Origin of the sequence: Lichenicoccus sp. (assembly GCF_965277665.1) — a bacterium.
Lineage (GTDB): Bacteria > Pseudomonadota > Alphaproteobacteria > Acetobacterales > Acetobacteraceae > Lichenicoccus.
The window spans coordinates 842,625-866,922 of sequence record NZ_OZ255835.1 but is presented as its reverse complement, the minus strand read 5'-3'; the positions used below and the strand labels follow the sequence as shown (position 1 = coordinate 866,922).

At 69.8% G+C, this 24,298-nt stretch carries 14 protein-coding genes and 1 tRNA gene; 8 read left to right on the top strand and 7 right to left on the bottom strand.

Annotation, left to right across the window (positions count from 1 at the left end; all coding sequences use genetic code 11):
* Positions 1–195 (bottom strand): DUF3553 domain-containing protein, encoded by a 195-nt coding sequence (locus tag ACQY4O_RS03850; protein ID WP_428374912.1) that lies wholly within the window; start codon positions 193–195, stop codon positions 1–3.
* Positions 196–293: 98 nt separating this feature from the next.
* Between ACQY4O_RS03850 and ACQY4O_RS03845 the strand changes: the two genes are divergently transcribed.
* From ACQY4O_RS03845 to ACQY4O_RS03825, 5 genes are read left to right on the top strand one after another with little or no spacing between them, the layout of a single operon-like run.
* Positions 294–2,906: a chemotaxis protein CheW gene (locus tag ACQY4O_RS03845; RefSeq protein WP_428374911.1), complete on the top strand. Its 2,613-nt coding sequence runs from the start codon at positions 294–296 to the stop codon at positions 2,904–2,906.
* 15 nt (positions 2,907–2,921) lie between these two features.
* Entirely contained in the window at positions 2,922–3,431 is a 510-nt protein-coding gene (locus tag ACQY4O_RS03840) for a chemotaxis protein CheW (protein WP_428374910.1), read from the top strand.
* The gene (locus ACQY4O_RS03835; protein ID WP_428374909.1) at positions 3,431–3,859 is read left to right on the top strand and encodes a response regulator; all 429 of its coding nucleotides are present in this window, start codon (positions 3,431–3,433) and stop codon (positions 3,857–3,859) included. The genes ACQY4O_RS03840 and ACQY4O_RS03835 overlap by 1 nt, the downstream gene beginning before the upstream one ends.
* A complete protein-coding gene (locus tag ACQY4O_RS03830; RefSeq protein ID WP_428374908.1) occupies positions 3,856–4,986 on the top strand; it encodes a protein-glutamate methylesterase/protein-glutamine glutaminase in 1,131 nt (376 codons plus the stop codon). The genes ACQY4O_RS03835 and ACQY4O_RS03830 overlap by 4 nt, the downstream gene beginning before the upstream one ends.
* A complete protein-coding gene (locus ACQY4O_RS03825; RefSeq protein WP_428374907.1) occupies positions 4,983–5,852 on the top strand; it encodes a CheR family methyltransferase in 870 nt (289 codons plus the stop codon). The genes ACQY4O_RS03830 and ACQY4O_RS03825 overlap by 4 nt, the downstream gene beginning before the upstream one ends.
* A 23-nt stretch (positions 5,853–5,875) precedes the next feature.
* Here the strand turns inward: ACQY4O_RS03825 and pgmG are convergent, their stop codons facing one another.
* The 4 genes from pgmG to ACQY4O_RS03805 all read right to left on the bottom strand — a co-directional run bounded on the left by pgmG (position 5,876) and on the right by ACQY4O_RS03805 (position 10,784).
* The gene (gene pgmG, locus ACQY4O_RS03820) at positions 5,876–7,285 is read right to left on the bottom strand and encodes a phosphoglucomutase/phosphomannomutase PgmG (protein ID WP_428374906.1); all 1,410 of its coding nucleotides are present in this window, start codon (positions 7,283–7,285) and stop codon (positions 5,876–5,878) included.
* Positions 7,285–8,163 (bottom strand): UTP--glucose-1-phosphate uridylyltransferase GalU, encoded by an 879-nt coding sequence (gene galU, locus ACQY4O_RS03815; protein WP_428374905.1) that lies wholly within the window; start codon positions 8,161–8,163, stop codon positions 7,285–7,287. The genes pgmG and galU overlap by 1 nt, the downstream gene beginning before the upstream one ends.
* A gap of 152 nt (positions 8,164–8,315) precedes the next feature.
* Positions 8,316–10,592: an NADP-dependent malic enzyme gene (locus tag ACQY4O_RS03810; protein ID WP_428374904.1), complete on the bottom strand. Its 2,277-nt coding sequence runs from the start codon at positions 10,590–10,592 to the stop codon at positions 8,316–8,318.
* 106 nt (positions 10,593–10,698) lie between these two features.
* Positions 10,699–10,784: transfer RNA gene (locus tag ACQY4O_RS03805), tRNA-Leu, on the bottom strand.
* Positions 10,785–10,858: 74 nt separating this feature from the next.
* On the opposite strand from ACQY4O_RS03805, the gene lipB reads away from it, so the two are divergent.
* Positions 10,859–11,584 (top strand): lipoyl(octanoyl) transferase LipB, encoded by a 726-nt coding sequence (lipB, locus tag ACQY4O_RS03800; protein WP_428374903.1) that lies wholly within the window; start codon positions 10,859–10,861, stop codon positions 11,582–11,584.
* Here the strand turns inward: lipB and ACQY4O_RS03795 are convergent.
* Together ACQY4O_RS03795 and ACQY4O_RS03790 are read right to left on the bottom strand one after the other, a co-directional pair.
* Entirely contained in the window at positions 11,577–12,158 is a 582-nt protein-coding gene (locus tag ACQY4O_RS03795; protein WP_428374902.1) for a LolA family protein, read from the bottom strand. The two genes, lipB and ACQY4O_RS03795, sit on opposite strands and share 8 nt — an antisense overlap.
* A 35-nt stretch (positions 12,159–12,193) precedes the next feature.
* A complete protein-coding gene (locus ACQY4O_RS03790; RefSeq protein ID WP_428374901.1) occupies positions 12,194–14,758 on the bottom strand; it encodes a glycosyltransferase family 2 protein in 2,565 nt (854 codons plus the stop codon).
* A gap of 111 nt (positions 14,759–14,869) precedes the next feature.
* Between ACQY4O_RS03790 and ACQY4O_RS03785 the strand changes: the two genes are divergently transcribed.
* Positions 14,870–15,214: a hypothetical protein gene (locus ACQY4O_RS03785; protein ID WP_428374900.1), complete on the top strand. Its 345-nt coding sequence runs from the start codon at positions 14,870–14,872 to the stop codon at positions 15,212–15,214.
* Between the two features lie 462 nt (positions 15,215–15,676).
* Positions 15,677–24,226: an Ig-like domain-containing protein gene (locus ACQY4O_RS03780; RefSeq protein WP_428374899.1), complete on the top strand. Its 8,550-nt coding sequence runs from the start codon at positions 15,677–15,679 to the stop codon at positions 24,224–24,226.
* Positions 24,227–24,298 lie beyond the last annotated feature (72 nt).

The following is a 24,298-nucleotide window of genomic DNA, read 5'->3' as shown; positions in this document are numbered from 1 at the left end:
CTAGTACTGGATCTGCAGATCGACCAGGGCGGCGTTGATCAGCACCTTCCCGCGATGCTCGAAATTGACCGTGATCCGCGGCCCGACCGCCGACTGCACCTGGCCGAGACCCCATTCCTGGTGGTCCGGATGCAGGACCCACTGGCCCGGCTCGATCGCAGTGCGCAATTCGGGACGTGACCCAGGCTCGACCACTCTCATCCTCCGAATTTACCAAATCTTCAGGTCGCAGGATCACTCTTAGGGCTCGAACCGCATTCGCAAGCCTTAGTTGTAACGTATTGGAGTCTCGGGTGGACGATCTGCTCGCCGATTTTGTGACCGAGACCCTGGAGAGCCTCTCCGAGCTCGATCTCGCCCTCGTGCGGCTGGAAAAGGCGCCCGACGATCAGCAGACCATCTCGCTGATCTTCCGCCTGATCCACACGATCAAGGGCACCTGCGGCTTCCTCGGCCTGCCGCGGCTGGAGAAGGTCGCCCATGCCGGCGAGACGGTGCTCGACAAGCTCCGCACCAAGGCGCTGCGGGTGAACTCGGACGGGATCGGGCTGATCCTGAGTGCCGCCGACCGGATACGCATGATCATCGATACGCTCGCGCGCGGTCTCGACGAGCCCGCGGGCGATGACAGCGTCCTGATCCACGCCTTGAACGAGCTGGCGGAAGGCCGGGTGGTCGCAGCCGAGCCGCAGGCCCGTGCGCCTGCGCGCGCCGCACCCGAGCAGCCCGCGTCCCCCGCGCCTGTTGCCCCGGGGCCGCGTTCGGGCGAGCCTGCGACTGCGCCGCCGGCGGCGAACCCGGAGCCCGCTGCCGAGGTGCATGGCGAGCAGCAGAGTCGCGGCCAGACCACGATCCGCGTCGGCGTCGAGGTGCTTGAGAACCTGATGGGGCTGGTCAGCGAGCTGGTGCTGACCCGCAACCAGTTGCTGCAGATCCTGCGCACCACCGGCCGGCCGGAACCGGGTGCCGGGGATGCCGGCGGCGAAGGCAGCCTGGCGACCCCGATGCAGCGTCTGTCCCAGCTCACCACGGACCTGCAGGAAGGCGTCATGAAGACGCGCATGCAGCCGATCGGGATCGCCTGGAACACCGTGCCGCGGCTGGTGCGCGACCTCGCGCATGATCTCGGCAAGAAGATCGAGCTGGTCACCATCGGCGCCGACACCGAGCTCGATCGCCAGGTGCTGGAGCTGATCAAGGACCCGCTCACCCACATGATACGCAACAGCGCAGATCATGGGCTGGAGACGCCTCCCGAGCGACGCCGGGCCGGCAAGCCGGAGACCGGACAGATCACGCTCGCAGCCCGCCACGAAGGCGGCCACGTGGTGATCGAGATACGCGATGACGGGCGCGGGCTCGACCCGGTGCGCATCGGTGCCAAGGCGGTCGCGCAAGGCATCGTCACCGAGGAGCGGCTGCGCCGGATGAGCGAGGACGAAATCCGCCGCTTCATCTTCCATGCCGGCTTCTCGACGGCGGCCGCGATCACCTCGGTGTCCGGCCGCGGCGTCGGCATGGATGTCGTGCGCAACAATATCGAGCAGATCAACGGCACCGTCGACATCGAGAGCAAGGTCGGTCAGGGATCGCAGTTCCTGATCAAGATCCCGCTGACGCTGGCGATCGTCTCCGCCCTGGTGATCGGCTCCGCCGGCGAGCGCTTCGCCATCCCGCAGATCAGCGTGGTCGAGATCGTGCTGCCCGGTGCGCAGCCCGACATGGTGCTCGATACCATTGATGGTGCGCCGGTGCTGCGGCTGCGCAACCGGCTGCTGCCGCTGGTCTCGCTCACGCGCACGCTGCGGCTTGACACCGAGACCGATCCATCCGGCGAGGCCGCCCGCCTCGCCGAGAAGGTGGTCGTGGTGCTGGCCGTGGGCAGCCAGCGTCTGGGGCTGATCGTCGAGCACGTCTTCGACACCGAGGAGATCGTGGTCAAGCCGGTGGCACCGGTCATACGCAGCATCCCGCTGTTCTGCGGCAACACCATCCTCGGCGACGGCTCGGTCATCATGATCCTCGACCCGCTCGGGATCGCGCGTGCCAGCGGCCTGGGTGCCACCACCGAGGCGCGTGGCCGCTCCGCCGACAGCAATGCCGTGGTCGGCGACGGCCGCAGCGACCTGCTGCTGGTCCGTGCCGGACCCGGCGCGCAGAAGGCGCTGCCGCTGGCGCTGATCGCCCGGCTCGAGATGGTGCCGCGCGGCAGGATCGAGGCGACCGGCACCCGGCTGGTAACGCAGTATCGCGGCGGCCTGATGCCCCTGGTGCCGCTCGATGCAGCAGTGGGGCTTGGCGGCGAGCATCAGGCGGTGCTGGTGCTGAGTGACGGCGACCAGCATATCGGTCTGATGGTCGACGAGATCCTCGACGTGGTCCGCGACCGGATGGACGTCGAGATCAGCAGCGAGGAGCCGGGCCTGTTCGGGACCGCCATCATCGGCGGCCAGGCAACCGAAGTCGTGGATGCGGGCCACTTCCTGACACGTGCATCGCAGAACTGGTTCCGCCAGGCGGCAGCCGCGGGCCCGAGCCGACGCAAGCTGCTGGTGGTCGAGGACAGCGACTTCTTCCGCCACCTGCTGGTGCCGAGCCTTTCCGCGGCCGGCTACGACGTCACCACCGCGAACGATGCCGAGAATGCGCTCGCGATGCGCGATGCGGGCCAGCTCTTCGACGCCATCATCTCGGATATCGAGATGCCGGGCATGGACGGCAACAGCTTTGCCCGCAAGGTGCGCGAAGGCGGCGCATGGTCGAAGCTGCCGATGGTGGCGCTGAGCGGACGCGACGACGCCAAGGCCGGGCGTGACGCCGGCTTTACCGACTACATACGCAAGTTCGAACGCGAGACCCTGTTGACGAGCCTGGAGCAATGCCTTGCCCAGTCCTTCGCCGCCTGATCCGGACGCAGCATCATGAACGCTTCAAGCAGCAACGTTGCAGCCGGGACCAAGGCCGAGCAGAGCGTTCTCACCGGCAAGAAGGAACGCGAACAGGGCTTCCTTACCCTGCTGGTCGACGGCCAGTTGTGCGGCGTGCCGGTTCTTGCCGTGCGCGATGTCATCGCAGACACGATGGTGACGCGCATTCCGCTCGCACCCTCAGAGATCGCCGGCAACATCAACCTGCGCGGCAAGATCGTGACCGCGATCGATCTCAGGCGCCGGCTCTCGCTCAAGCCGGCGGCCGCCGGATCGCGGCCGGTCGCGGTGGTCGCCGAGGAAGGTGCGGGCAGCTACGCCCTGCTGGTCGACCAGGCGCTCGAGGTGCTGACGCTCGATCCCGCCGATATCGAGGCGCCGCCGCCGACGCTCGGCGCGGTCTGGATCGAATTCGGGGCCGGGATCTTCCGCCTGCCCGAGCGGCTGATGGTGGTGCTCGATATCAGCCGCCTGCTCTTCCTCGACCAGGAAGCGAGGGTGTGATGAGCGACGCAGTGGCGAGCGGCGCCTTGACCGGGGCGGAGCGCGCCGGTGCGACGCGGATCCTGGTCGTGGACGACAGCCGGGTGGTCCGCAAGGTGGCGCGGCGCATCCTGGAGCATGCCGGCTTCGATGTGGCCGAGGCCGGCGACGGCGAACAGGCGCTGGCAGCTTGCCATGTCGCCCTGCCGGATGTCGTGCTGCTCGACTGGAACATGCCGGTGATGAACGGCATCGACTGCCTGCGCGGGCTGCGGCGCGATTTCGGCCCGGACGAGCCGAGCGTCATCCTCTGCACCACAGAGAACGGCGCCGATTTCATCGTCTGCGCGATCGAGGCCGGCGCGCAGGAATACATCATGAAGCCGTTCGACGACGCCATCCTGATCGGCAAGCTGGAGCAGCTCGGCCTGACCCGGCACCGGCAGTGAGTGGTTCGCGGCAGGGGCTCCCAGCAGGCACGTCCGCAAGCCCGGGCAAGTCCGGCCAGACCGGCATCGGCCCGATCCGGGTGCTGATCTGCGACGACAGCTTCACCGTACGCTCCGTCATTGCCCGTATCCTGCGCGCCGAGCCGGACATCGAGATCGCGGGCCTTGCGGCCGACGGCGAAAAGGCCGCCGAGGCCTTGCGCCAGGGTGGCATCGACGTGGTGGTGCTCGATGTCGAGATGCCGGTGATGGACGGCCTGACCGCGCTGCCGCACCTGCTGAAGATCGACCCCAGCGTCCGGGTGATCATGGCATCCGCGCTGACCACGACCGGCGGCGCCATCGCCATGCAGGCCCTGCAGGCGGGTGCTGCCGACTATGTGCCGAAGCCTGCCGCGCACCAGACCGACGAGTTCGTCCGCGAGATCCTCGCCAAGATCCGGGGCCAGGCGCGCCTGCGTCGCCAGCGCAGCATCCCCGAGCGTGCCCGGGCGCCGGCAACCGTGCGTGCCGCACCCGGCGCAGCGCCTGCCGTGCGCGCGGGCAAGGCGCCGTTGCTGCTGGCGGTCGGCAGCTCGACCGGCGGCCCGCAGGCCTTGTTCAGCCTGTTCCGGGCGCTGGGTCGTCCGTTGCGGGTTCCGATCATCGTCACCCAGCACATGCCACCGGTGTTCACGCGCAGCCTTGCCGAGCATATCGACCGCCTCGGAGCGCGCGGCTGCAGCGAGGCGGTCGATGACGAGGTGCTGCGCCCGGACCGGATCTATGTCGCACCTGGCGACCGGCACCTCACGGTGCAGGCGCGTGGCCAGGCCCTGCACGTCAAGCTGACCAGCGAGCCGCCGGAGAATTCCTGCAGGCCGGCGGTCGATCCGATGCTGCGCTCGGCCTCGGCCGCCTGCGGCGGCCGCGTGCTGGCGGTGATCCTGACCGGAATGGGCCAGGACGGGCTGCGCGGCGCGCAGGGGCTGGTCGAGGCCGGTGGCACCGTGCTGGCGCAGGACGAGGCGAGCAGCGTGGTGTGGGGAATGCCCGGTGCGGTGGCGAAGGCCGGCCTCTGCCATGCCGTGCTGGGCATCGACGAGCTTGCCGAGAAGGTCACCCAGATCGTGAATTCAGCACCATGACCAGCTTCGACGAGATCACCGCCCTGGTGAAGAGCCGCTCCGGGCTGACGCTGGGCGCGGACAAGACCTATCTGCTCGAGACCCGCCTCGCGCCGATCGCACGCCGCCTCGGCGTCAGCGACTTCCACGCCCTGGCGCCACGCCTGCGTCACGATCGCGCCCTGCAGGACGAGGTGGTCGAGGCGCTGACCACCAACGAGACGCTGTTCTTTCGCGACAGCCGTCCGTTCGACCATGTCCGCGACGTGGCCATCCCACGCCTGCTCGCCGGACGTCCGGCCGGCGCGTCGTTGCGGGTATGGTCGGCGGCCGCCGCGACCGGGCAGGAGGCCTACTCGCTCGCCATGCTGTTCAGCGAGATGGGCCCGAAGCTCGGCGCGTGCATGGTGCAGATCCTGGGCACCGACATCGCCCGCATCCCGCTGGCGCGCGCCCGCGAAGGCCTCTACAGCCAGTTCGAGGTGCAGCGTGGCCTGCCGGCCCGGATGCTGGTCAAGTATTTCAGGAAGGAGGACGAAGGCTGGCGGCTGATCAAGCCGATCCGCGACATGGTCGAGTTCCGCGAGTGGAACCTGCTCTCGGATGCGAGCACGCTCGGACGCTTCGACATCATCTTCTGCCGCAACGTGCTGATCTACTTCGATCCCCCGACCAAGGCGCGGGTGCTGGAGATGCTCGCCTCGCGGCTCGGGCCGGGCGGCCTGCTGTTCCTCGGCGCAGCCGAGTCCGTCACCGGCCTGACCAGCGCGGTGCGGCCGGTCGCCGGCGAGCATTTCGTGTTCGAAGTCCCCGCCGCCGCGGTCAGGACGCCGTTGAAGGACGCAGCACCTAGCGTCAGGACGCCGCTGAGGGCGTCCCTTGGCTGAGGCCGCGAGAACAGGGCAACCGATCAGTGTCCGGCATTCTCTCCCGAGAAATCCGGCGCCTCGAGGCCGGATTGTGCCAGCTGCTCGGTCAGCGCGCCCTTCAGGCGGTCGAGCCCGGCGTCGCTGAGCGCCTCGGCGCGCGCCACCAGCACCGCCTGGGTGTTGGAGGCACGCAGCAGCCACCAGCCATCGTCGGTACGCACGCGCACGCCGTCGATCGAGGAGACCTGGGCGCCGGACGCCTTCAACCTCGCGGCGACCTCCTCGATCACCGCGAACTTGCGGGTATCGTCGCAGTCAAAGCGCAGTTCCGGCGTGCTGGCGGTGTGCGGCAGCGCGTCCTTCACGTCCGAGAGCGGGCCATCCATGCGGGCCACGATGCCGAGCAGGCGGACGGCGGCATAGAGCGCGTCGTCGAACCCGTACCACTTGTCGGCAAAGAACACGTGCCCCGACATCTCGCCGGCCAGGGGTGAACCGGTCTCCGCCATCTTCGCCTTGATCAGCGAGTGGCCGGTCTTCCACATCAGCGGGTGACCGCCGGCGCGGGTGATCTCGTCAAACAGCACCTGGCTCGCCTTGACGTCGGCGATGATGGTCGCACCCGGATGGTCGCGCAGCACGTCGCGCCCGAGCACCACCAGGATCTGGTCGCCCCAGAGGATCTGGCCCTTGTTGTCGACCACGCCGATGCGATCCGCATCGCCATCAAAGGCGATGCCGATATCGGCCTGCTTCTCGTGCACGGCCGCGATCAGCTGCTCGAGGTTCTTGGCGACCGTCGGGTCGGGATGGTGCGCGGGGAAGCGCCCGTCGATCTCGCCGTTCAGCACCGTGTGCTCGCCGGGGAGCGACTGCACCAGCCGCTGCAGCACTTCGCCGGCCGAGCTGTTGGCGTTGTCCCAGACCACCTTGAGCAGCCGGTCGCCGCCGTCCCAGTCGGAGATCACGCGCGCCACGTAGTCGTGCGCGATGTCGATGCGGCGATCGCTGCCTGCCGCCTCCGGCACGACATCGGGTGCGGCCGCCATGCGGCCGATCTCCTTGATCTGGGCGCCGAAGAACGGCTTGCGGCCCAGCATCATCTTGAAGCCGTTATAGTCCGGCGGGTTGTGGCTGCCGGTCACCATGATCGCGCCGTCGGTCGCAAGCGTGGTGGCGGCGTAGTACAGCATCGGCGTCGGGCAGCGGCCGACCCTGAGCACCTCGATGCCGCTCGCCTTCAGGCCGAGAACGAGCGACTGCTCGAGCTCCGGCGAGGACAGCCTGCCATCGTAGCCGACCGCAACCACCTGACCGCCATTACGGATGACGATGCTGCCGAAGGCGCGACCGATCGCGAACGCGTCTGCCGCATGCAGCGATTTACCGACAATGCCGCGAATGTCGTACTCGCGCAGGCTGGTCGCATCGAAGTCGTGGCGGAACTGCATCAGAGGCGCTCGCAATAGTATTTGAGGAATTCGCGAACCTGCGGCCCGAGATCCGCGCGCTCCAGCGCAAACGCGATCTGCGCCTCCAGGAAGCCGACCTTGTCACCGCAATCGAAGCGCTTGCCCTCGTAGCGCAGGCCATGGAACGGCACCGTGCCGATCATCTTGGCCATCGCGTCGGTGAGCTGCACCTCGTTGCCGGCGCCGCGCTCGAGCTTGGACAGGTGCACCATCACGTCGGCGGTCAGCACGTAGCGCCCGATGATCGAGAGGTTGGAGGGCGCATCCTCGGGCTTCGGCTTCTCGACCAGCCCGGTCACCTCGACCATGCGGCCGTCATCCTCGCCGATCTTGAGGATGCCGTAGCGGTTGGTGTGCTCGTGCGGCACCTCGGTGACGGCGACGACGTTGCCACCGGTCTGGTGGTAGGCATCGGCGAGCTGCTTCAGGCACGGCGTCTGGCTGAGGATGATGTCGTCGGGCAGCAGGATCGCGAACGGGTCGTCGCCGATGAACGAGCGCGCGCACCAGATCGCATGGCCAAGACCGAGCGGCTCCTGCTGGCGCACCGACACGATCGAGCCGGGCTCCATCTCGGAGGCGCGCAAAGCCTCCAGCGCCTCCGGCTTGTCCCGCTCCTTGAGCGTCGCCTCGAGTTCATAGGCCTTGTCGAAATACTCCACCAGGGCGGTCTTGCCGCGCCCGGTAATCATGCAGAACTGCTCGATCCCGGCCGCCCGCGCCTCGTCGATGGAATACTGGATCAATGGTCGGTCGACCACCGGGAGCATCTCCTTGGCCATCGCCTTGGTGGCCGGCAGGAACCGTGTCCCGAGGCCCGCAACCGGCAGGACCGCCTTACGCAGAGGCTTGATCACGTCATGAAACCCTTATCAGCACGGACCCGCTGGCCCAGATCGCCGCACGAGCGTAGCAGATCACGGCGCAGGCCTGGGTAGCCCTTCGGTAACAGTTTGCCAAGAACCGCAGCCGGGCGCGTCCTCTGTAGGCTGTTTGCAAGCCGCCTCTCTCAGCCGGTGTGCTGCTCTGCTTGCAGGGCCGCCAGCGCCGTGAGGTTGACGATCGCCCGCGCCGTGGCGCTGCCGGCCAGCGTGTGGATCGGCTTGCAGGCGCCGAGCGTGATCGGTCCGATCTGCAGGCCCTCGCCCGCCGCCTTGAGCAGGTTGAAGCTGATATTGGCGGCATCCAGCGTCGGCATGATCAGCAGGTTGGCGGTGCCCCCCAGCCGGCCCGAGGTCATCACCCGGTCGCGCAACGTCTCGCTCAATGCCGCATCGCCCTGCATCTCGCCGTCCACCTCGAGGTTCGGCGCATGCTCGTGCAGCAACGCCAGCGCCCGTCGCATCTTGCGCGCGGACTCCGAGTTGCTGGCGCCGAACGAGGAATGCGACAGCAGCGCCGCGCGCGGGGTGATGCCGAACATCCGCACCGCGTCGGACGCCAGCATGGTCATCTCCATGATCTGCTCGGCGGTCGGGTCGAGATTGAAATGCGTGTCACAGAAGAACAGCACGCCGTTCGACTGGATCAGGCCGGACAACGCATACAGCCGGGTCACCGACGGCCGACGCGGGATCACCGGATGCCAGTAGTGCATGTGGCGCCACCAGTCGCCATGGCCGCCGACCAGCGCCGCATCCACCAGGCCGGCATGCAGCAGCATGGCGGCGGCCACCGTCGGGCGGCGCTGCAGCTGCCGTTCGGCCATCATCGGCGGCACGCCACGCCGCTCCACCATCTTGCGATACGGATCGACCAGCGGTCCGAACACGTCGGTGTCCTCCTCGGGATCGAGCACCTCGACATCACGGCCTGGCGTCATCCGCAGCCCGAGGCTCTGGAGGCGGCCCGCGATCACGTTGTGGCGGCCGATGAGCACCGGCTGCGCCAGCCGGTCGTCGATCACCGTCTGCACCGCGCGCAGCACCCGGTCATCCTCGCCCTCGGCATAGGCGATACGCTTGTTGGCCCGCCGCGCCACCTCGAAGATCGGCCGCATCACCTGGCCGGAGCGGAACACGAAGACCTCGAGATCGTCCTTGTACTCGTCGAAATCGGTGATCGGGCGCGTCGCCACCCCGGTACGCATCGCCGCCCGCGCGACCGCCGGCGCCACATGCAGGATCAGCCGCGGATCGAACGGCTTGGGGATGATGTATTCCGGCCCGAACGCCGGCGCCTCGCCGCCATAGGCCGCGGTCACCACCTCGCTCGCCTCGACCCGGGCCAGGGCTGCGATCGCCTCGACGGCGGCGACCTTCATCGCCTCGTTGATCTCGGTGGCGCCGACATCAAGCGCGCCCCGGAAGATGAACGGAAAGCACAGCACGTTGTTGACCTGGTTCGGATAGTCCGACCGCCCGGTGGCGATGATCGCGTCCGGCCGCACCGCGCGCGCCAGATCGGGCAGGATCTCGGGCTCGGGATTGGCGAGTGCGAGGATGAACGGCCTGGCCGCCATCCGCGCCAGCCATTCCGGCTTCAGCACCCGCGGCGCCGACAGGCCCAGGAACACGTCGGCATCGACCAGCACCTCGGACAGGTGGCGGGCGTCGGTGCGTCGGGCATAGTGCGCCATGTTCGGCTGCATGTCGTCGCCGCGGCCGTCATAGACTACCCCCTTGATGTCGGTGAGCGTCACGTTCTCGATGCGCAGCCCCATCTGCACCAGCAGGTCGACGCAGGCGAGTGCCGCCGCACCGGCGCCCGATGTCACCAGCTTCACGTCCGACAGCAACTTGCCCTGCACCTCGAGGCCGTTGCGCACCGCGGCGGCGGCGACGATCGCGGTGCCGTGCTGGTCGTCGTGGAACACCGGGATGCCCATGCGGGCGCGCAGCTCGGCCTCGATGCGGAAACATTCCGGCGCCTTGATGTCCTCGAGGTTGATCGCGCCGAAGGTCGGCTCGAGGGCTGCCACCACGTCGATGAAGCGGTCCGGGTCGGAGGCGTCCACCTCGATGTCGAACACGTCGATGCCGGCGAACTTCTTGAACAGGACCGCCTTGCCCTCCATCACCGGCTTGCCGGCGAGCGGGCCGATATTGCCCAGGCCCAGCACCGCGGTGCCGTTGGAGATCACGCCGACGAGGTTGCCGCGCGCGGTGTAGTCGCGCGCCTTGGCGGGATCGGCCTGGATCTCCTCGCAGGCGGCGGCGACGCCAGGCGAGTAGGCCAAAGCCAGGTCGCGCTGCGTCGCCATGCGCTTGGTCGGCGTGACGGAAAGCTTACCGGGGGTCGGCAGCCGGTGGTAATCGAGCGCCGCCTTCCTGAAATCGTCGTCCATCCGCCTGAACCCTTCCTCGCCCGTTGGCGGGACAGGAACACTCCCGGCGGCGAGCGGCAAGAGGGGTGCGAGACTGCCGGGAGCGGCCCCGGGGGACAAAGGACCTTGGTGCGGTCGAGAAGACTCGAACTTCCACGGGGTTTCCCCCACAAGCACCTCAAGCTTGCGCGTCTACCATTCCGCCACGACCGCACCGTGACACCTGGCGTCGCTTGCGCGATACCGGCTGACGGAGGCGCGTATAACCGATGGCCGATCAGACGGCAATGAGCGAGACAGCCCTTGGGAGCGAGACAGCCCCTGGGAGCGAGACAGCCCTTGGGAGCGAGGCAGCCCTTGCGACCGCAGCCGCCCTGGAGTGGCAGCCCGCGGGCCGGCCGGTGCCGTATCCACAGGCGATCCGCGCCATGCAGGACCGGGTGGCGGCGATACGCGCCGGCACGCGGCCGGAGGCGGTCTGGCTGCTGGAGCATCCGCCGCTGTTCACCGCGGGAACCTCGGCGCGTCCGCAAGACCTGTTCAACCCGCTGGGCTTTCCCACCTACGCCGCCGGACGCGGCGGCCAGTGGACCTACCACGGGCCGGGACAACGGGTGGCCTACGTCATGCTCGACCTGCAGCGCCGGCACGGCACGGTGCCGCCGCGCGATATCCGCGCCTTCGTGCAGGCCCTGGAGGCCTGGCTCATCGACACCCTCGCCGGCTTCGGCGTGCCGGCCGGCACCCGCGAGGGCCGGATCGGGGTCTGGGTGCGCGACCCCGTGACCGGCGGCGACAGCAAGATCGCGGCCCTCGGGGTGCGTGTCAGCCGCTGGGTGAGCTGGCACGGCGTCTCGCTCAATGTCGCACCCGCGCTCGCGCATTTCGACGGCATCGTGCCGTGCGGCCTGCGCGAGCACGGGGTGACCAGCCTGCGCGCGCTCGGCCTCGATGCCGGCCTGGCGGAGGTCGATGCCGCGCTCAGGGCAAACTGGGACGCCCGGTTCAGCTGAGCGGCCGGAACAGGCGCGGGTCCAGCGCCAGCCCGGCCTCGGGATCGATCAGGTGGAAGCTGGTGCGCTGCCCCCTCGCATCGACCGCTTCGAGCCCGACAAGCGTGAGGCCATGATCGGACGGTCGCGCCGTATCCGAGAGGATCAGGGTCAGCAGGCCCTGCGCCGGATTGGCGGTGCGCGCCAGCGACGCCTGCAGCAGCCCCGCCCGACGCTGGATGTTAGTCACGGTGATGCCGCCCGACAGCCGCAGTCCCGGCGCCAGCAGCAGCCCGAGCGGGTTGCTGGCGAGGGCGATGCGCGTGGTGCTGTCATCGGAATCGCGATGCGCCACCAGGTGCGTGCCGGTCGCCACCACCTCCATGCGCCCCGGCTGGTCATAGTCGAGCCGCAGCCGCCCCGGATCGTACCAGGCCACCCCGCTGCTGGTGCCGCCATCGGCGCCGATCTGCAGGAAGCGCGCGCGCAGCCCGTGCAGGCCGTCCAGGTAGGCCTGGATGCGGTCGATGTCGGCCTGGTCCTGCGCCGAGAGCACCGGCCGCGCCGCGCAGCCGGCCAGCACAGCCAGCGTCATGAGCGCCAGCCCGCGTCGGCCCAATTCTCTCGTTGTCAGATCGGCGCCCTCCCGGCTGGATCGGCGAGCGTGTAGAACAGCCGCGCGCTGCTGGAAAGATTGGGATTGTAGAACGGATCGTTCCGGAAGAAGGCCTGGGCACCCCAGCGTTCGAGCATCACCTGGCGTTCGCGCAGGAAGCGCGCCTCCTGGTCCGGCCGCAGGTCGCTGCCGCGCGACAGGCTCTCCAGGTGCTCGGCGGCGACCTCGGCGCACCAGACCACCCGCCAGCCGCGCTCGTGCGCCCTGAGGCACAGGTCGACATCGTTGTACGCCACCTTCAGCCCGACCTCGTCGAAACCGCCGATCTCGTGGAACAGGGCCGCACGCACCATCATGCAGGCCCCGGTCACCGCCATCAGCTCCTGGCTCAGCCTGGCGCGGCCACTATAGCCGTACTCGTCGACCGACGCACCGAGATGCGGATGCGCCGCGACACCGTGCAGCCCGACCAGGACGCCCGCATGCTGCACGGTGCGGTCGGGATAGAGCAGCTTCGCGCCGACGATGCCGATATCGGCCGCGGCGGTGATCTCGCCCAGCATGCGATGCAGCCATTGCGGATCGCCGATCACCACGTCGTTGTTGAGGAACACGAAACAGCCGGCGTCGCTGCTGGCGGCGGCAAGGTTGTTCAGCCGCGAGTAGTTGAACGCCTCCTCGACGCGCAGTACCCGCACGCGCGGCTCGCGCCGCATCTCGGCGAGGAAGCCAGGCAGGTCGGGCGCGGTCGACCAGTTATCGACCAGCACGATCTCGTACGACGCGTAGTCCGTATGACGCAGCAGCGAGGCGACGCCCGCCCGGGTGATCCCGATCTGGTCGCGGAACGGAATGATCACGCTGACCGCGATCTCGGGCGACGCCGGACGCGCCATCCAGTCGACCTTGTAGATGCTCAGCCGGTCGATCGCCGACACCTGCGCCGGATGCCCGGTGCGCGCCAGGTGATCGGCCACGCAGCGTACGCCGGCCTCGACCGCATACTGCTTGTTGGACACGCTGTCGGCCGTCGAGTTCGGCGTGATGCGCCAATGGTAGAGCAGCTCGGGCACATGATGGATGCGGCCGGGTTCGAGCAGCTCGGCGCAACGCAGGATGAAGTCGTGGTCCTGGGCGCCGTCGTACTCGCGCCTCAGCGGACCGACCGCGCGCATGGTGGCGCTGTCCACCATGGTCAGGTGGCAGACATAGTTGCAGCCCAGCAGGTAGCGGTAGTTCCAGTCCGGCTTGAAGTTGGGCTCACGGAAATAGCCGCCGCGGTCGATCTTGTCCTCGTCGGAATAGAGCAGCAGGGCGCCGGTGCGACGGGCCTCGCGCAGCATCACCTCGAGGGCGACTTCGACGAGCAGGTCGTCATGATCGAAGAAGGCGGTCCAGGCTCCGCGCGCCGCCTGCATCGCCAGCGAGGTGGCGCGCGCGATGCCGGCATTGCGGCTGCGGCGGATGCTGCGGATACGCCGGTCGCGCGCGCAGAACGCATCGATGCAGGTGGTCACCTCGGCGGACCGGCTGCCGTCATCGACGATGATCAGCTCCCAGTTGCCATGGGTCTGCGCCAGGACACTCTCGACCGCGGCGACGAAGTCCGGCAGATGCGGCTTGTAGGTCGGCATCAGCACGCTCACCAGGCTTGCGGCCAGGCTTGCGGGCGTGTCGCTAGCGCCCTGCGCCTCGGCGATCCGGCGTCCGGCCGTGACGCGCTGGCGCAGCGTCTCGTAGTAGCGCCGCGCCCAGCGGTCGAAATCCTCGATATGGTAGCCCTCCGAGGGCAGCAGGAGATCGAGCTCGCGACCCATGCGGCAGAGCTCGGCCTGCAGGCGCTGCATGCCGGCGGACAGCGCCAGCAGCCGCCCTTCGAGCAGATCGGTGACGGTCGCGGTGACCAGCGGGCTGCCGGCCAGCTCGCGCATCTCCGGCAGCGCGAACGCGCGGTATCGGCGCGGCTGGCTGCTGCGCAGATCCTGCGGCAACGCGAACTCGAAGCCACAATAAGGGTCGCTTGCGTTGGCGCTGCCGACATCGCGGCGCAGCCGGTCGGCGTGCGCGAGGCCGATACGCACGTCGTCGCAGGTGATGAGCACGTCACCGCCCGCGACCATGGCGCCCGCGTGGCCGATCTGCCGCAGCACCCAGCCACGTAGCGTGTTGTGCACCATGCCGTCCAGGTTGCCGTGCAGGGCGACATGCGGCAGCCCGGCAAACTCCAGCGACGGCGACAGGCTGCCGACGCCGCCCACGCCCATGTAGGACAGCACGCCGCCATCGGGCAGCCGGAAGCTCAGGACATGCGGCGTATTCTCGAGATAGCGGCCCGGGATGTCGTAGCGGAAGCCGACCCGGGCGGAGACCAGGTTGAGCGCCTCGCGCACGTCCTCGCGCAGTCCGTCGCACAGGATCTGGTCCACCGCCTCGCCATCGATGAGCGCGGTGAGAACCACGATGCTCTGCGGGTCGGCGAGGTTGGCGACCCAGCCCGAGGCGCGGCCGGTCTCGTAGCGGTCGAAGTAGCCACTGAAGCCGCCCTGGTCGATCTCAGACGTGCCAGCACTGTCCGCCACCTGCATTCTCCCGCGTGGCGCAGCCTACACCGTATCGTGCGCCCGGTGGGCGATGACGCAACGCGCGGCCCCGGCGTGTATCGTAGGCGTCGGCATCAAACGGAGGACGGGATGGGCCACGAACACGCAGTCGGCGCGCGCGGAGCAGCGGCGCACGCGCCGCGCACCGTGGCCCTCGCGCTGGCCCTGCTGCCGGTGGCGGCCTGTTCCGCACCTCCGGCGCCCCCGCATACCGACCCGTTCTACCTGGCCCCCGCGGTGCCGCGCGACAACACCGCCTCGCCGCCGACCAACCCCGGCGGCCATGGCGGCGGCGGCGCGCATGGCGGCGGCGGCCTTGGTGCCGGTGCGGCGGGCATTGGTGCAGGCGGCCAGTATCCGGGGCTGGATGCGCCAGAGGACGGCGCGCCCGCCGCCTCCGGTTCAATGTCGATGGGCAGCGGTCGCGGCCTCTGAGCAGCGTCCGCGGCCCGTTCCGACAAGTAAACATCCGTTTGCTTTCTTGCGACAGACTCCAGCGGCAGGGTCGATTATTATAACACGCCTGGCGAAGATTCCCGCTTTACATGTTCAATACGGGACCATTATGTTTACTTAGAGCGTTAACCCTTATTTAACGTCTAAGTCGATGGCGGCCGTAATGCCTTCCTGGTCGGTCAAATCCGTGCCTTTCCGGCAGACCCTGCCGCCGTGGTCCTGCAAGCCAGGCCGCCCGCATCGCCTCGCCCCGATCCCGGCCGCCCCCCGGCCCGGCCGCCCTAGCCCAGTGAGCATGCGCAGCCTCAGGTAGCGGGCAGCCAGCAGTTCCCATCCGGAAGTGCCCGGCGGGCTCGCCACACGCCGCCAGACGTTTCTGGCTCCATCCCAGTGCACCGACATAACCCGGCACCGCACCAGCGGCGCCGCAAGGGGCCCGCCATGTCCACGTCTAAGCTGCCCCAGCCGGGGGATACTGTCCCAGGCGTCTATGTGTATTCCCTGCAGCTCGATGTCAGTGTCCTCGGGCTTGGCGTCGCCGACATCGTCACTCCGGTCGCCAGTGCCAGTCAGGTCACGTTCGGCACCGATGCCGGCGGCAACGAGACCATCTCCTACACCGCCGACAACGGCAGTGTCGTCAGCCAGTCGATCTCGGACGTCGGCGCCCTGCAGGACAGCAGTGCCTTCACGTTCGAAGCGGGCGGCAAAGTCTATCTGCTTTCGAATACTGCACTGGCCGGCCTGCTCAACGTGACCCTCGCTGGCATCCAGGTCAATGTCCTGCCGGCCGCAACCTTCGGCACGGCGCAGGGCCAGTACATCTATCCGGTCGGCGGCACCGTCGTGGCCCCGTCCGGCCTCACGCTCGATCCCGGCAGCGACAGCGGTGTTAAGGGCGACGACATCACCAGCGTCGCCACGCCGGTCATCGATGGCACCGGGGAAGCCGGCGCAACGGTGACGCTGCAGGACGGGTCGACCACGATCGGCACCGCCGTCGTCGCCAGCAACGGGACCTGGAGCATCAGGAGCACGGCGCTCGCCGCCGGCACCCACATGCTGACCGCGTTGGACACCGACGGCTCGGGCAATGTGTCGTCGCGATCCGCCGCCCTGAGCCTGACCATCGACACCGCCGCCCCGGCCGCGCCTGGAACCCCGACACTCGCCGCCGCCAGCGACAGCGGTGTCGCGGGCGACGACATCACCAACGTCACCAACCCCGTCATCACCGGAACCGGCACCGCCGGCGATACCGTCACCCTGTTCGACGGCACCGCCACCGTCGGCAGCGGCACCGTCGCTTCGAACGGCACCTGGTCGATCGCCACCGGGACGCTGGCCGCCGGCGCGCACAGCATCACCGCCGAGCAGACCGACGCTGCCGGCAACGTCTCGACTGCGTCCGCGGCACTCGGCCTGACCATCGACACCGCGGTACCGGCCGCGCCATCGGCCCCGGTGCTCGCCGCGTCCAGCGACAGCGGGGTGCAGGGCGACGACATCACCAGCGTCACCACGCCCACCCTCACCGGCACCGGCGCCGCCGGCGACACCGTCACGCTGTATGACGGCACCACCCTCGTCGGCACCGCGACGGTCGCCGGCAACGGCACCTGGTCGGTCACCAGCAGCACGCTGCCCGCCGGCACGAACAGCCTGACCGCCACCCAGACCGATGTCGCCGGCAACGTCTCCGCCGCGTCAGCGGCGCTGAGCCTGACCATCGACAGCGCGGTCCCCGTCGCTCCCTCCACGCCGGTGCTCGCCGCGTCCAGCGACAGCGGTGTCGCGGGCGACGACATCACCAATGTCACCACGCCCACCATCACCGGTACCGGCAGCGCCGGCGACACCGTCACGCTTCATGACGGCACCACCCTCGTCGGCACGACAACCGTCACCAGCAACGATACCTGGTCGATCACCAGCAGCGCGCTGGCCGCCGGCACCCACAGCCTGACCGCGACGCAGAGCGATGTCGCCGGCAACGTCTCCTCGGTCTCCGCCGCCCTCGGCCTGACCATCGACACCACGGCACCGTCGGCACCCGGATCCTTGACGCTCGCCGCGTCCAGCGACAGCGGTGTCGCGGGCGACGACATCACCAATATCGCGACACCCGCCATCACCGGCACCGGCACCGCCGGCGACACCGTCAGCCTGTATGACGGCACCACCCTCGTCGGCACGACGACCGTCGCCGGCAACGGCACCTGGTCGGTCACCAGCAGCACGCTGCCCACCGGTGCGAACAGCCTCACCGCGACGCAGACCGATGCCGCCGGCAACGTCTCGGGAGCCGGCACGGCGCTCAGCCTGACCATCGACACCATGGCACCGGCGGCGCCATCGGCCCCGGGGCTCGCCGCGTCCAGCGACAGCGGTGTTGCAGGCGACGACATCACCAATGTCAGCACGCCTACCATCACCGGCCTCGGCACCGCCGGCGACACCGTCACGCTGTATGACGGCGCCACCATCGTCGGCACCGCGATAGTCGCCGGCAACGGCACCTGGTCGGTCAGCAGCAGCACGCTGCCCGCCGGCGCGAACAGCCTGACCGCAACCCAGACCGATATCGCCGGCAATGTCTCCGCCGCGTCCGCGGCGCTGAGCCTGAGCATCGACACCGCAACGCCCCCGGCGCCATCGGCGCCGGTGCTCGCCGCATCCAGCGACAGCGGTGTTGCAGGCGACGACATCACCAATGTCAGCACGCCCACCATCACCGGCACCGGCACCGCCGGCGACACGGTCGAACTGCTCGACGGCAGCAATGTTGTCGGCACCGCGACCGTCGCCGCCAACGGCACCTGGTCGGTCACCAGCGGCACGCTCGCCGCCGGCACGCACAGCCTCACCGCGACGCAGACCGATGTCGCCGGCAACAACTCGCCGATGTCCCCGGTGCTGAGCCTGACGATCGACACCGGAGCACCGTTTGCGCCGTCCACTCCGGTGCTGGCGGCAGCCAGCGACACCGGCGTGCAGGGCGACGACATCACCAGCGTCACCACGCCGGTCATCACCGGCACCGCGACGGCCGGCGACATCGTCACCCTGCGCGACGGCACCACCGTCATCGGCACGGGAACGGTGGCCGGCAACGGAACCTGGTCGGTCACCAGCAGCACGCTGGTTGCCGGCATGCATGGCCTCACCGCGACCGAGAGCGATGTCGCCGGCAACGTCTCGGCCGTATCCGGCACGCTCGACCTGACCATCGACACCACGACACCCACCGCACCCTCCGCTCCGGTGCTCGCCAGCACCAGCGACAGCGGCGTGCAGGGCGACGACATCACCAATGTCACGACGCCCGTGCTCAACGGCAGCGGACCGGTCGGCGATACCGTCAGCCTCTATGACGGCACCACGCTCATCGGCACCGGCACGGTGGCGGCGGACAATGTCTGGTCGATCACCAGCAGTGCGCTCGTTCCGGGCCAGCATCAGCTGACCGCGACCTATACCGACACCACCGGCACCGTCTCGCTCCCCTCCGTCGCACTCACCCTCACCATCGACACCACCGCGCCGGCGGCCCCATCCACACCGGCGCTCGCCGCCGCGAGCGACAGTGGCGTGCCGGGCGACGACATCACCAACGTCACCACGCCCACCCTCACCGGCGCCGGCATCGCCGGCGATACCGTCACCGTGTTCGACGGCAACACCACCATCGGCACCGGAACCGTCGCCGCCGACGGCATCTGGTCGATCGCCACCGCCTCCCTCGTCGCGGGCACGCACAGCCTCACCGCGACCCAGACCGATGCCGCCGGGAACATCTCCGGCGCCTCCACGGCACTGAGCCTCAGCATCGACACCGCGGCGCCGGCGGCGCCGTCCGCACCAATCCTGTCGGCCCTCAGCGACAGCGGTGTTGCGGGCGACGACATCACCAACGTCACCACGCCGGTCATCACCGGCACCGGCATCGCCGGCGACACGGTCGCGCTTTACGACGGCACCACGATCGTCGGCAGCGGCATGGTCGCCGCGAACGGTACCTGGTCGATCACCACCACGACCCTCGCGGCCGGCCCACAGAGCCTCACCGCAATGCAGACCGATCCGGCCGGCAACGCCTCCGCGGCCTCGGCGCCCCTGGGCCTGACCATCGACACCGCGTTGCCGGGGGCACCCACGGCCCCGGTGCTGGCGGCCGCCAGCGACAGCGGCACTCAGGGCGACGACGTCACCAACGTCACAACGCCCACCCTCACCGGTACGGGCGCCGCCGGCGACACCATTACCCTGCTCGACGGCACCACCGAAATCGGCACCACGACGGTTGCCGCCAACGGCAGCTGGTCGGTCACCAGCAGCACGCTTGTGGCCGGCCCGCACAGCCTGACCGCCACCGAAACCGATCCCGCCGGCAACGTCTCCGCAGCCTCGCCTGCACTCGGCCTGACCATCGACACCGCGGCGCCCATTGCACCGTCCGCGCCGGTGCTGGCGGTCGCCAGCGACAGCGGCGTGCAGGGCGACGACATCACCGACGTCACCACACCCACCCTCACCGGAACCGGCATTGCCGGCGACACGATCACGCTCTACGACGGCGGTAGCACCGACGTCGGCACCGCGACCGTCGCCGCCGACGGCACCTGGTCGATCACCAGCGCCACCTTGCCGGCAGGCGTGCACAGCCTGACCGCGACCCAAAGCGACGCCGCCGGCACCGTCTCTGCGGTCTCCGCGGCACTCGGCCTGACCATCGACACCGCGACACCGGCCGCGCCATCGGCGCCGGTGCTCGCCGCCGCCAGCGACAGCGGTGTGCAGGGCGACGACATCACCAATGTCGCGACACCCACCGTCACCGGCAGCGGCACCGCCGGCGACACGATCACGCTCTACGATGGCGGCGCCACCGACGTCGGCACCGCGACCGTCGCCGCCAACGGCACCTGGTCGGTCACCAGCAGCATGCTCGCCGCCGGCGCGCACAGCCTGACCGCGACCCAGAGCGATGTCGCCGGCAACATCTCGGCCGCCTCCGGCCCGCTCGGCCTGACCATCGACACCGCCGCACCGGCCGCCCCATCGGCCCCGATGCTCGCCACCGCCAGCGACAGCGGCGTTGCGGGTGACGACATCACCAATGTCACCACGCCGGTCATCACCGGCAACGGCATCGGTGGCGACACCGTCAGCCTCTATGACGGCACCACGCTCATCGGCACCGCGACCGTCGCCGCCGCCGGCACCTGGTCGGTCAACGCCAGCGCGCTGACCGCCGGCACGCATAGCCTGACCGCGACCCAGACCGATGTCGCCGGCAACATGTCCGCCGCCTCCACGACGCTGACCCTGGCAATCGACACCGCAGCGCCGTCGGCGCCATCCACTCCGGTGCTGGCGGCCGCCAGCGACACCGGCGTGCAGGGCGACGACATCACCAATGTCACCACCCCCATCATCACCGGCACCGGCACCGCCGGCGATACCGTCACCTTGCTCGATGGCAGTGCCACCGTCGGCCGCGACACGGTCGCGGCCGACGGGAGCTGGTCGATCACCACCGCGACCCTCGCCGCGGGCACACAGAGCCTCGCCGCGGTGCAGACCGACGTCGCCGGCAACGTCTCGGCCGCCTCCACGCCGCTGAGCCTGACCATCGACACCGCGCCGCCCTCGGCGCCCACGGATCTCGTGCTGGCGCCGGCCAGCGACAGCGGCGTGCCGGGCGACGACATCACCAATATCGCGACACCCGCCATCACCGGAACCGGTACCGCCGGCGACACCGTCACCCTGCTCGATGGCACTGCGGCGGTCGGCACCGGCATCGTGGCCGCCAACGGGACCTGGTCGATCACCAGCAGCACGCTGGCCGCCGGCACGCACGGCCTGACCGCGACCCAGACCGATGTCGCGGGCAACGTCTCCGCCGCCTCCGGCCCGCTCGGCGTGACCATCGACACCGCGGCACCGTCGGCGCCGGTGGCCCTGACGCTCGCCGCCGCCAGCGACAGCGGTGTTGCGGGCGACGACATCACCAATGTCACCACCCCCACCATCACCGGCACCGGCACCGTCGGCGACACGGTCGAACTGCTCGACGGCACCAACGCGGTCGGCACCGCCACCGTGGCCGCCGGCGGCACCTGGTCGATCACCAGCAGCACGCTCGCCCCCGGCATGCACAGCCTCACCGCCGTGCAGACCGATGCTGCCGGCAACGTCTCGGCCGCCTCCACCGCGCTCGGACTGACCATCGACACCGCGCGGCCTGCCGCGCCATCGGCGCCGGTGCTCGCCGCGGCCAGCGACAGCGGGGTGCCGGGCGACGACATCACCAACGTCACCACGCCCACCGTCACCGGCACCGGCACCGCCGGCGACACCGTCACCGTGCTCGACGGCAGCACGGTCGTCGGCTCCGCCGTCGTGGGCGCCAACGGCACCTGGTCGGTCACCAGCAGCACGCTTACCCCCGGCAGCAGCAGCCTCGCCGCGAGCGAGACCGACGTCGCCGGCAACCAGTCCGCGGCATCGGCGCCGCTGGTGCTGACGATCGACACCGCATCCCCGGCAGCTCCGACGGACCTCGTCCTGTCCGGCGCGACGATCGAGGGCACCGCAGCGTCCGGCGACACCGTGACGATCCGCGAGGACGGCCAGACCCTGGGCACGACCCAGACAGCCGGCAACGGCAGCTTCAGCTTCGGCCTCACCCCGGCCGAGACCACAGGGCTGCAGACCGTGACGGCCACCGCGACCGATGTCGCCGGCAACAGCTCCGCCGCCGCCAGCCTCGTCATCGGCGCCTTCCACTGGGCAGCGCCGGCGAGCGCCGCCTTCGGCCAGAGCGGGCGATGGCTGGTCGATGGTGCCGAGACCGCCGCGGTGCCCACGGCTCCCGCCGCTCTCGCCTATTTCGACACCGGCAGCCCTGACGCCTACATTGTCACCGGCGCCGGTGCCGCCGGCGAGGTGCGGGTGGATGGCGATCACGTCACCTATTCCGGCACCCTCTCGCTATCGGGGCTGCAGGACAGCGCCACCGGTGGCGACACGTCCCTGGTGGTCGACCAAGGCGGCAGTCTCACCGTGGGGACCGGCACGTCGGTCATGGACGGCGCGGCCGTGCTGGTCGGCGGCGCATCCGCGGGCACGCTGACCCTCAGCGGGGTCCTGTCGGATGCCAGCGCCGTCATCGGCCGGGGGGGCAGCGTGGTTGCCGGCAGCGGCGCCACCTGGACCACCACCGGCGACCTCGCGCTCGGCAGCGGCGGCAGCCTGATCCTCGACGACACCGCGCACCTCACCGGCACCCTGGTGCTCGATGGCGGCGTGCTGACGGCGCAGCCGGACACCAGCAGGGGCGACAATGTCGTGCTGTCGGACACTCTGCAGGGTGTCGCCGGCACCACGAGCTATGTCGGCAGCATCGGGGGCGCCACGCTGACCCTGAGCGGGTCGCGCACGCTTGCGGCCGGCGAGCTGATCTACCGCGGCGGCACGATCATTCTCGATGGCGCACTGCCGACGCAGGCAGTCCCCGCCGTGGTCGACGGCGCGACCTTCGAACTCGGCGGCGCGGCCGAGGCCGGCACCGCTGCCATCACGACGCTGGCCGGCACCACCAACACCCTGGTGCTGAACGCCGATGCCGCCAGTGTCGCCAGCAACGGCACCGACACCATCGACGTGGGCTCCGGCAACCTTGCCGCCACCGTGACCGGCGCCGCCGCGATCATCGGTGGCAGCGGGTCTGCCACCATCGATGCCACCGGGAGCCCGGTCACCGTCAGCGGCGGCACCGGCAACATCGTCGTCGACGGCACCGCCAATGCGATCATCGATGCCGGCAGCAGCAGGAACGTGACCTATTCGGGCACCGGGCGGGTCAGCTTCACCGGCGTCTCGGACGGCGCCGGCGTCACCCTGAACGTCACCACCGGCGGCACGATCACGACCGCGACCGATGGCGACACCACCGTCAATCTCGGCACCGGAACCGCCGAGGTGAACTCGTTGGGCAGCGATACCGTCGATGCCGCGAGCGGCGCCGCCACCATCGACAGCGCGGGCCCGAGCTTGCTGGTGCATGGCGGCTCGGGCAGCCTGGTGGTCAGTGGGGGCACCGGCCCGCTCACCTTCCTCGGCGGCTCGGGCAGCACGACGGTTTCGGGGGGCGCCGCATCGGCGGTCATCGTCGGCGGCTCGGCGGGCGGCGTGCTCACCGGCGGCGCCGCCGGCGACAACGTGCTGGTGTCGAACGGCAGCGCCGGTGCCGCGACGACGATCCAGGGCGAAGGCGGCGGCGACCGGATCTTCGGATCCGCCGCGGGCACCGATGTGCTGGCTCTCGGCGCGGGCCGCTCTTCGGTGCTGGGCGGCGGCGGCGCCACCACCATCGAGGGGGGCGCCACCGGCAGCGTCATCTTCACCGGGTCCGGCCCCACCCTGGTCGTCGCCGGCGCAGGCGGCCAGGACACCATCGTCGGCGGTGCCGGCGGCCTCGATGTCGACGCCGACCATGGCGAGGCGGTGTTCGGCGGCAGCGGCGCGCTCGCTGTCTCCGGCAGCACGACCGGAGCAGACTCGATCATCGGCGGCAGCGGCGCGCTCGCCGTCGCCGGCCGTGGCGGCAACATGCTGGTGGCGGGAGGCACCGGCGCCTCGACCATCCAGACCGGCAGCGGCGCGAGCCTGATCTTCGCAGGTGCGGGCAACATGACCCTGAACGGCGGCGTCGGCTCGATGCAGGTGGTCGTCGGCAGCGGCAACGCCATGGTCGCCGAGGGCAGCGGGCCGACCAGCTACGACGTGGTCAGCGGCGCCGCCGGCGGCATCGAGATCGTGTCCGGCTTCAAGCTCGGAACCGACACGATCAACCTGTTCGGCTACCAGCCCTCGCAGATCAGCATTCTCTCGGGTGGCGGCAACAGCATCGTGCAGCTTTCCGACGGCACCAAGATCGAACTGCTCGGCGTGCCGAACCCGCGCGAGGCGATCATTAGCTAACTACAGCGACCATAACGAAGCGAATGGGAGTCTGAGGCGTTGCTCCGGTTCCAACGCGAGCGGCAGTGGTGG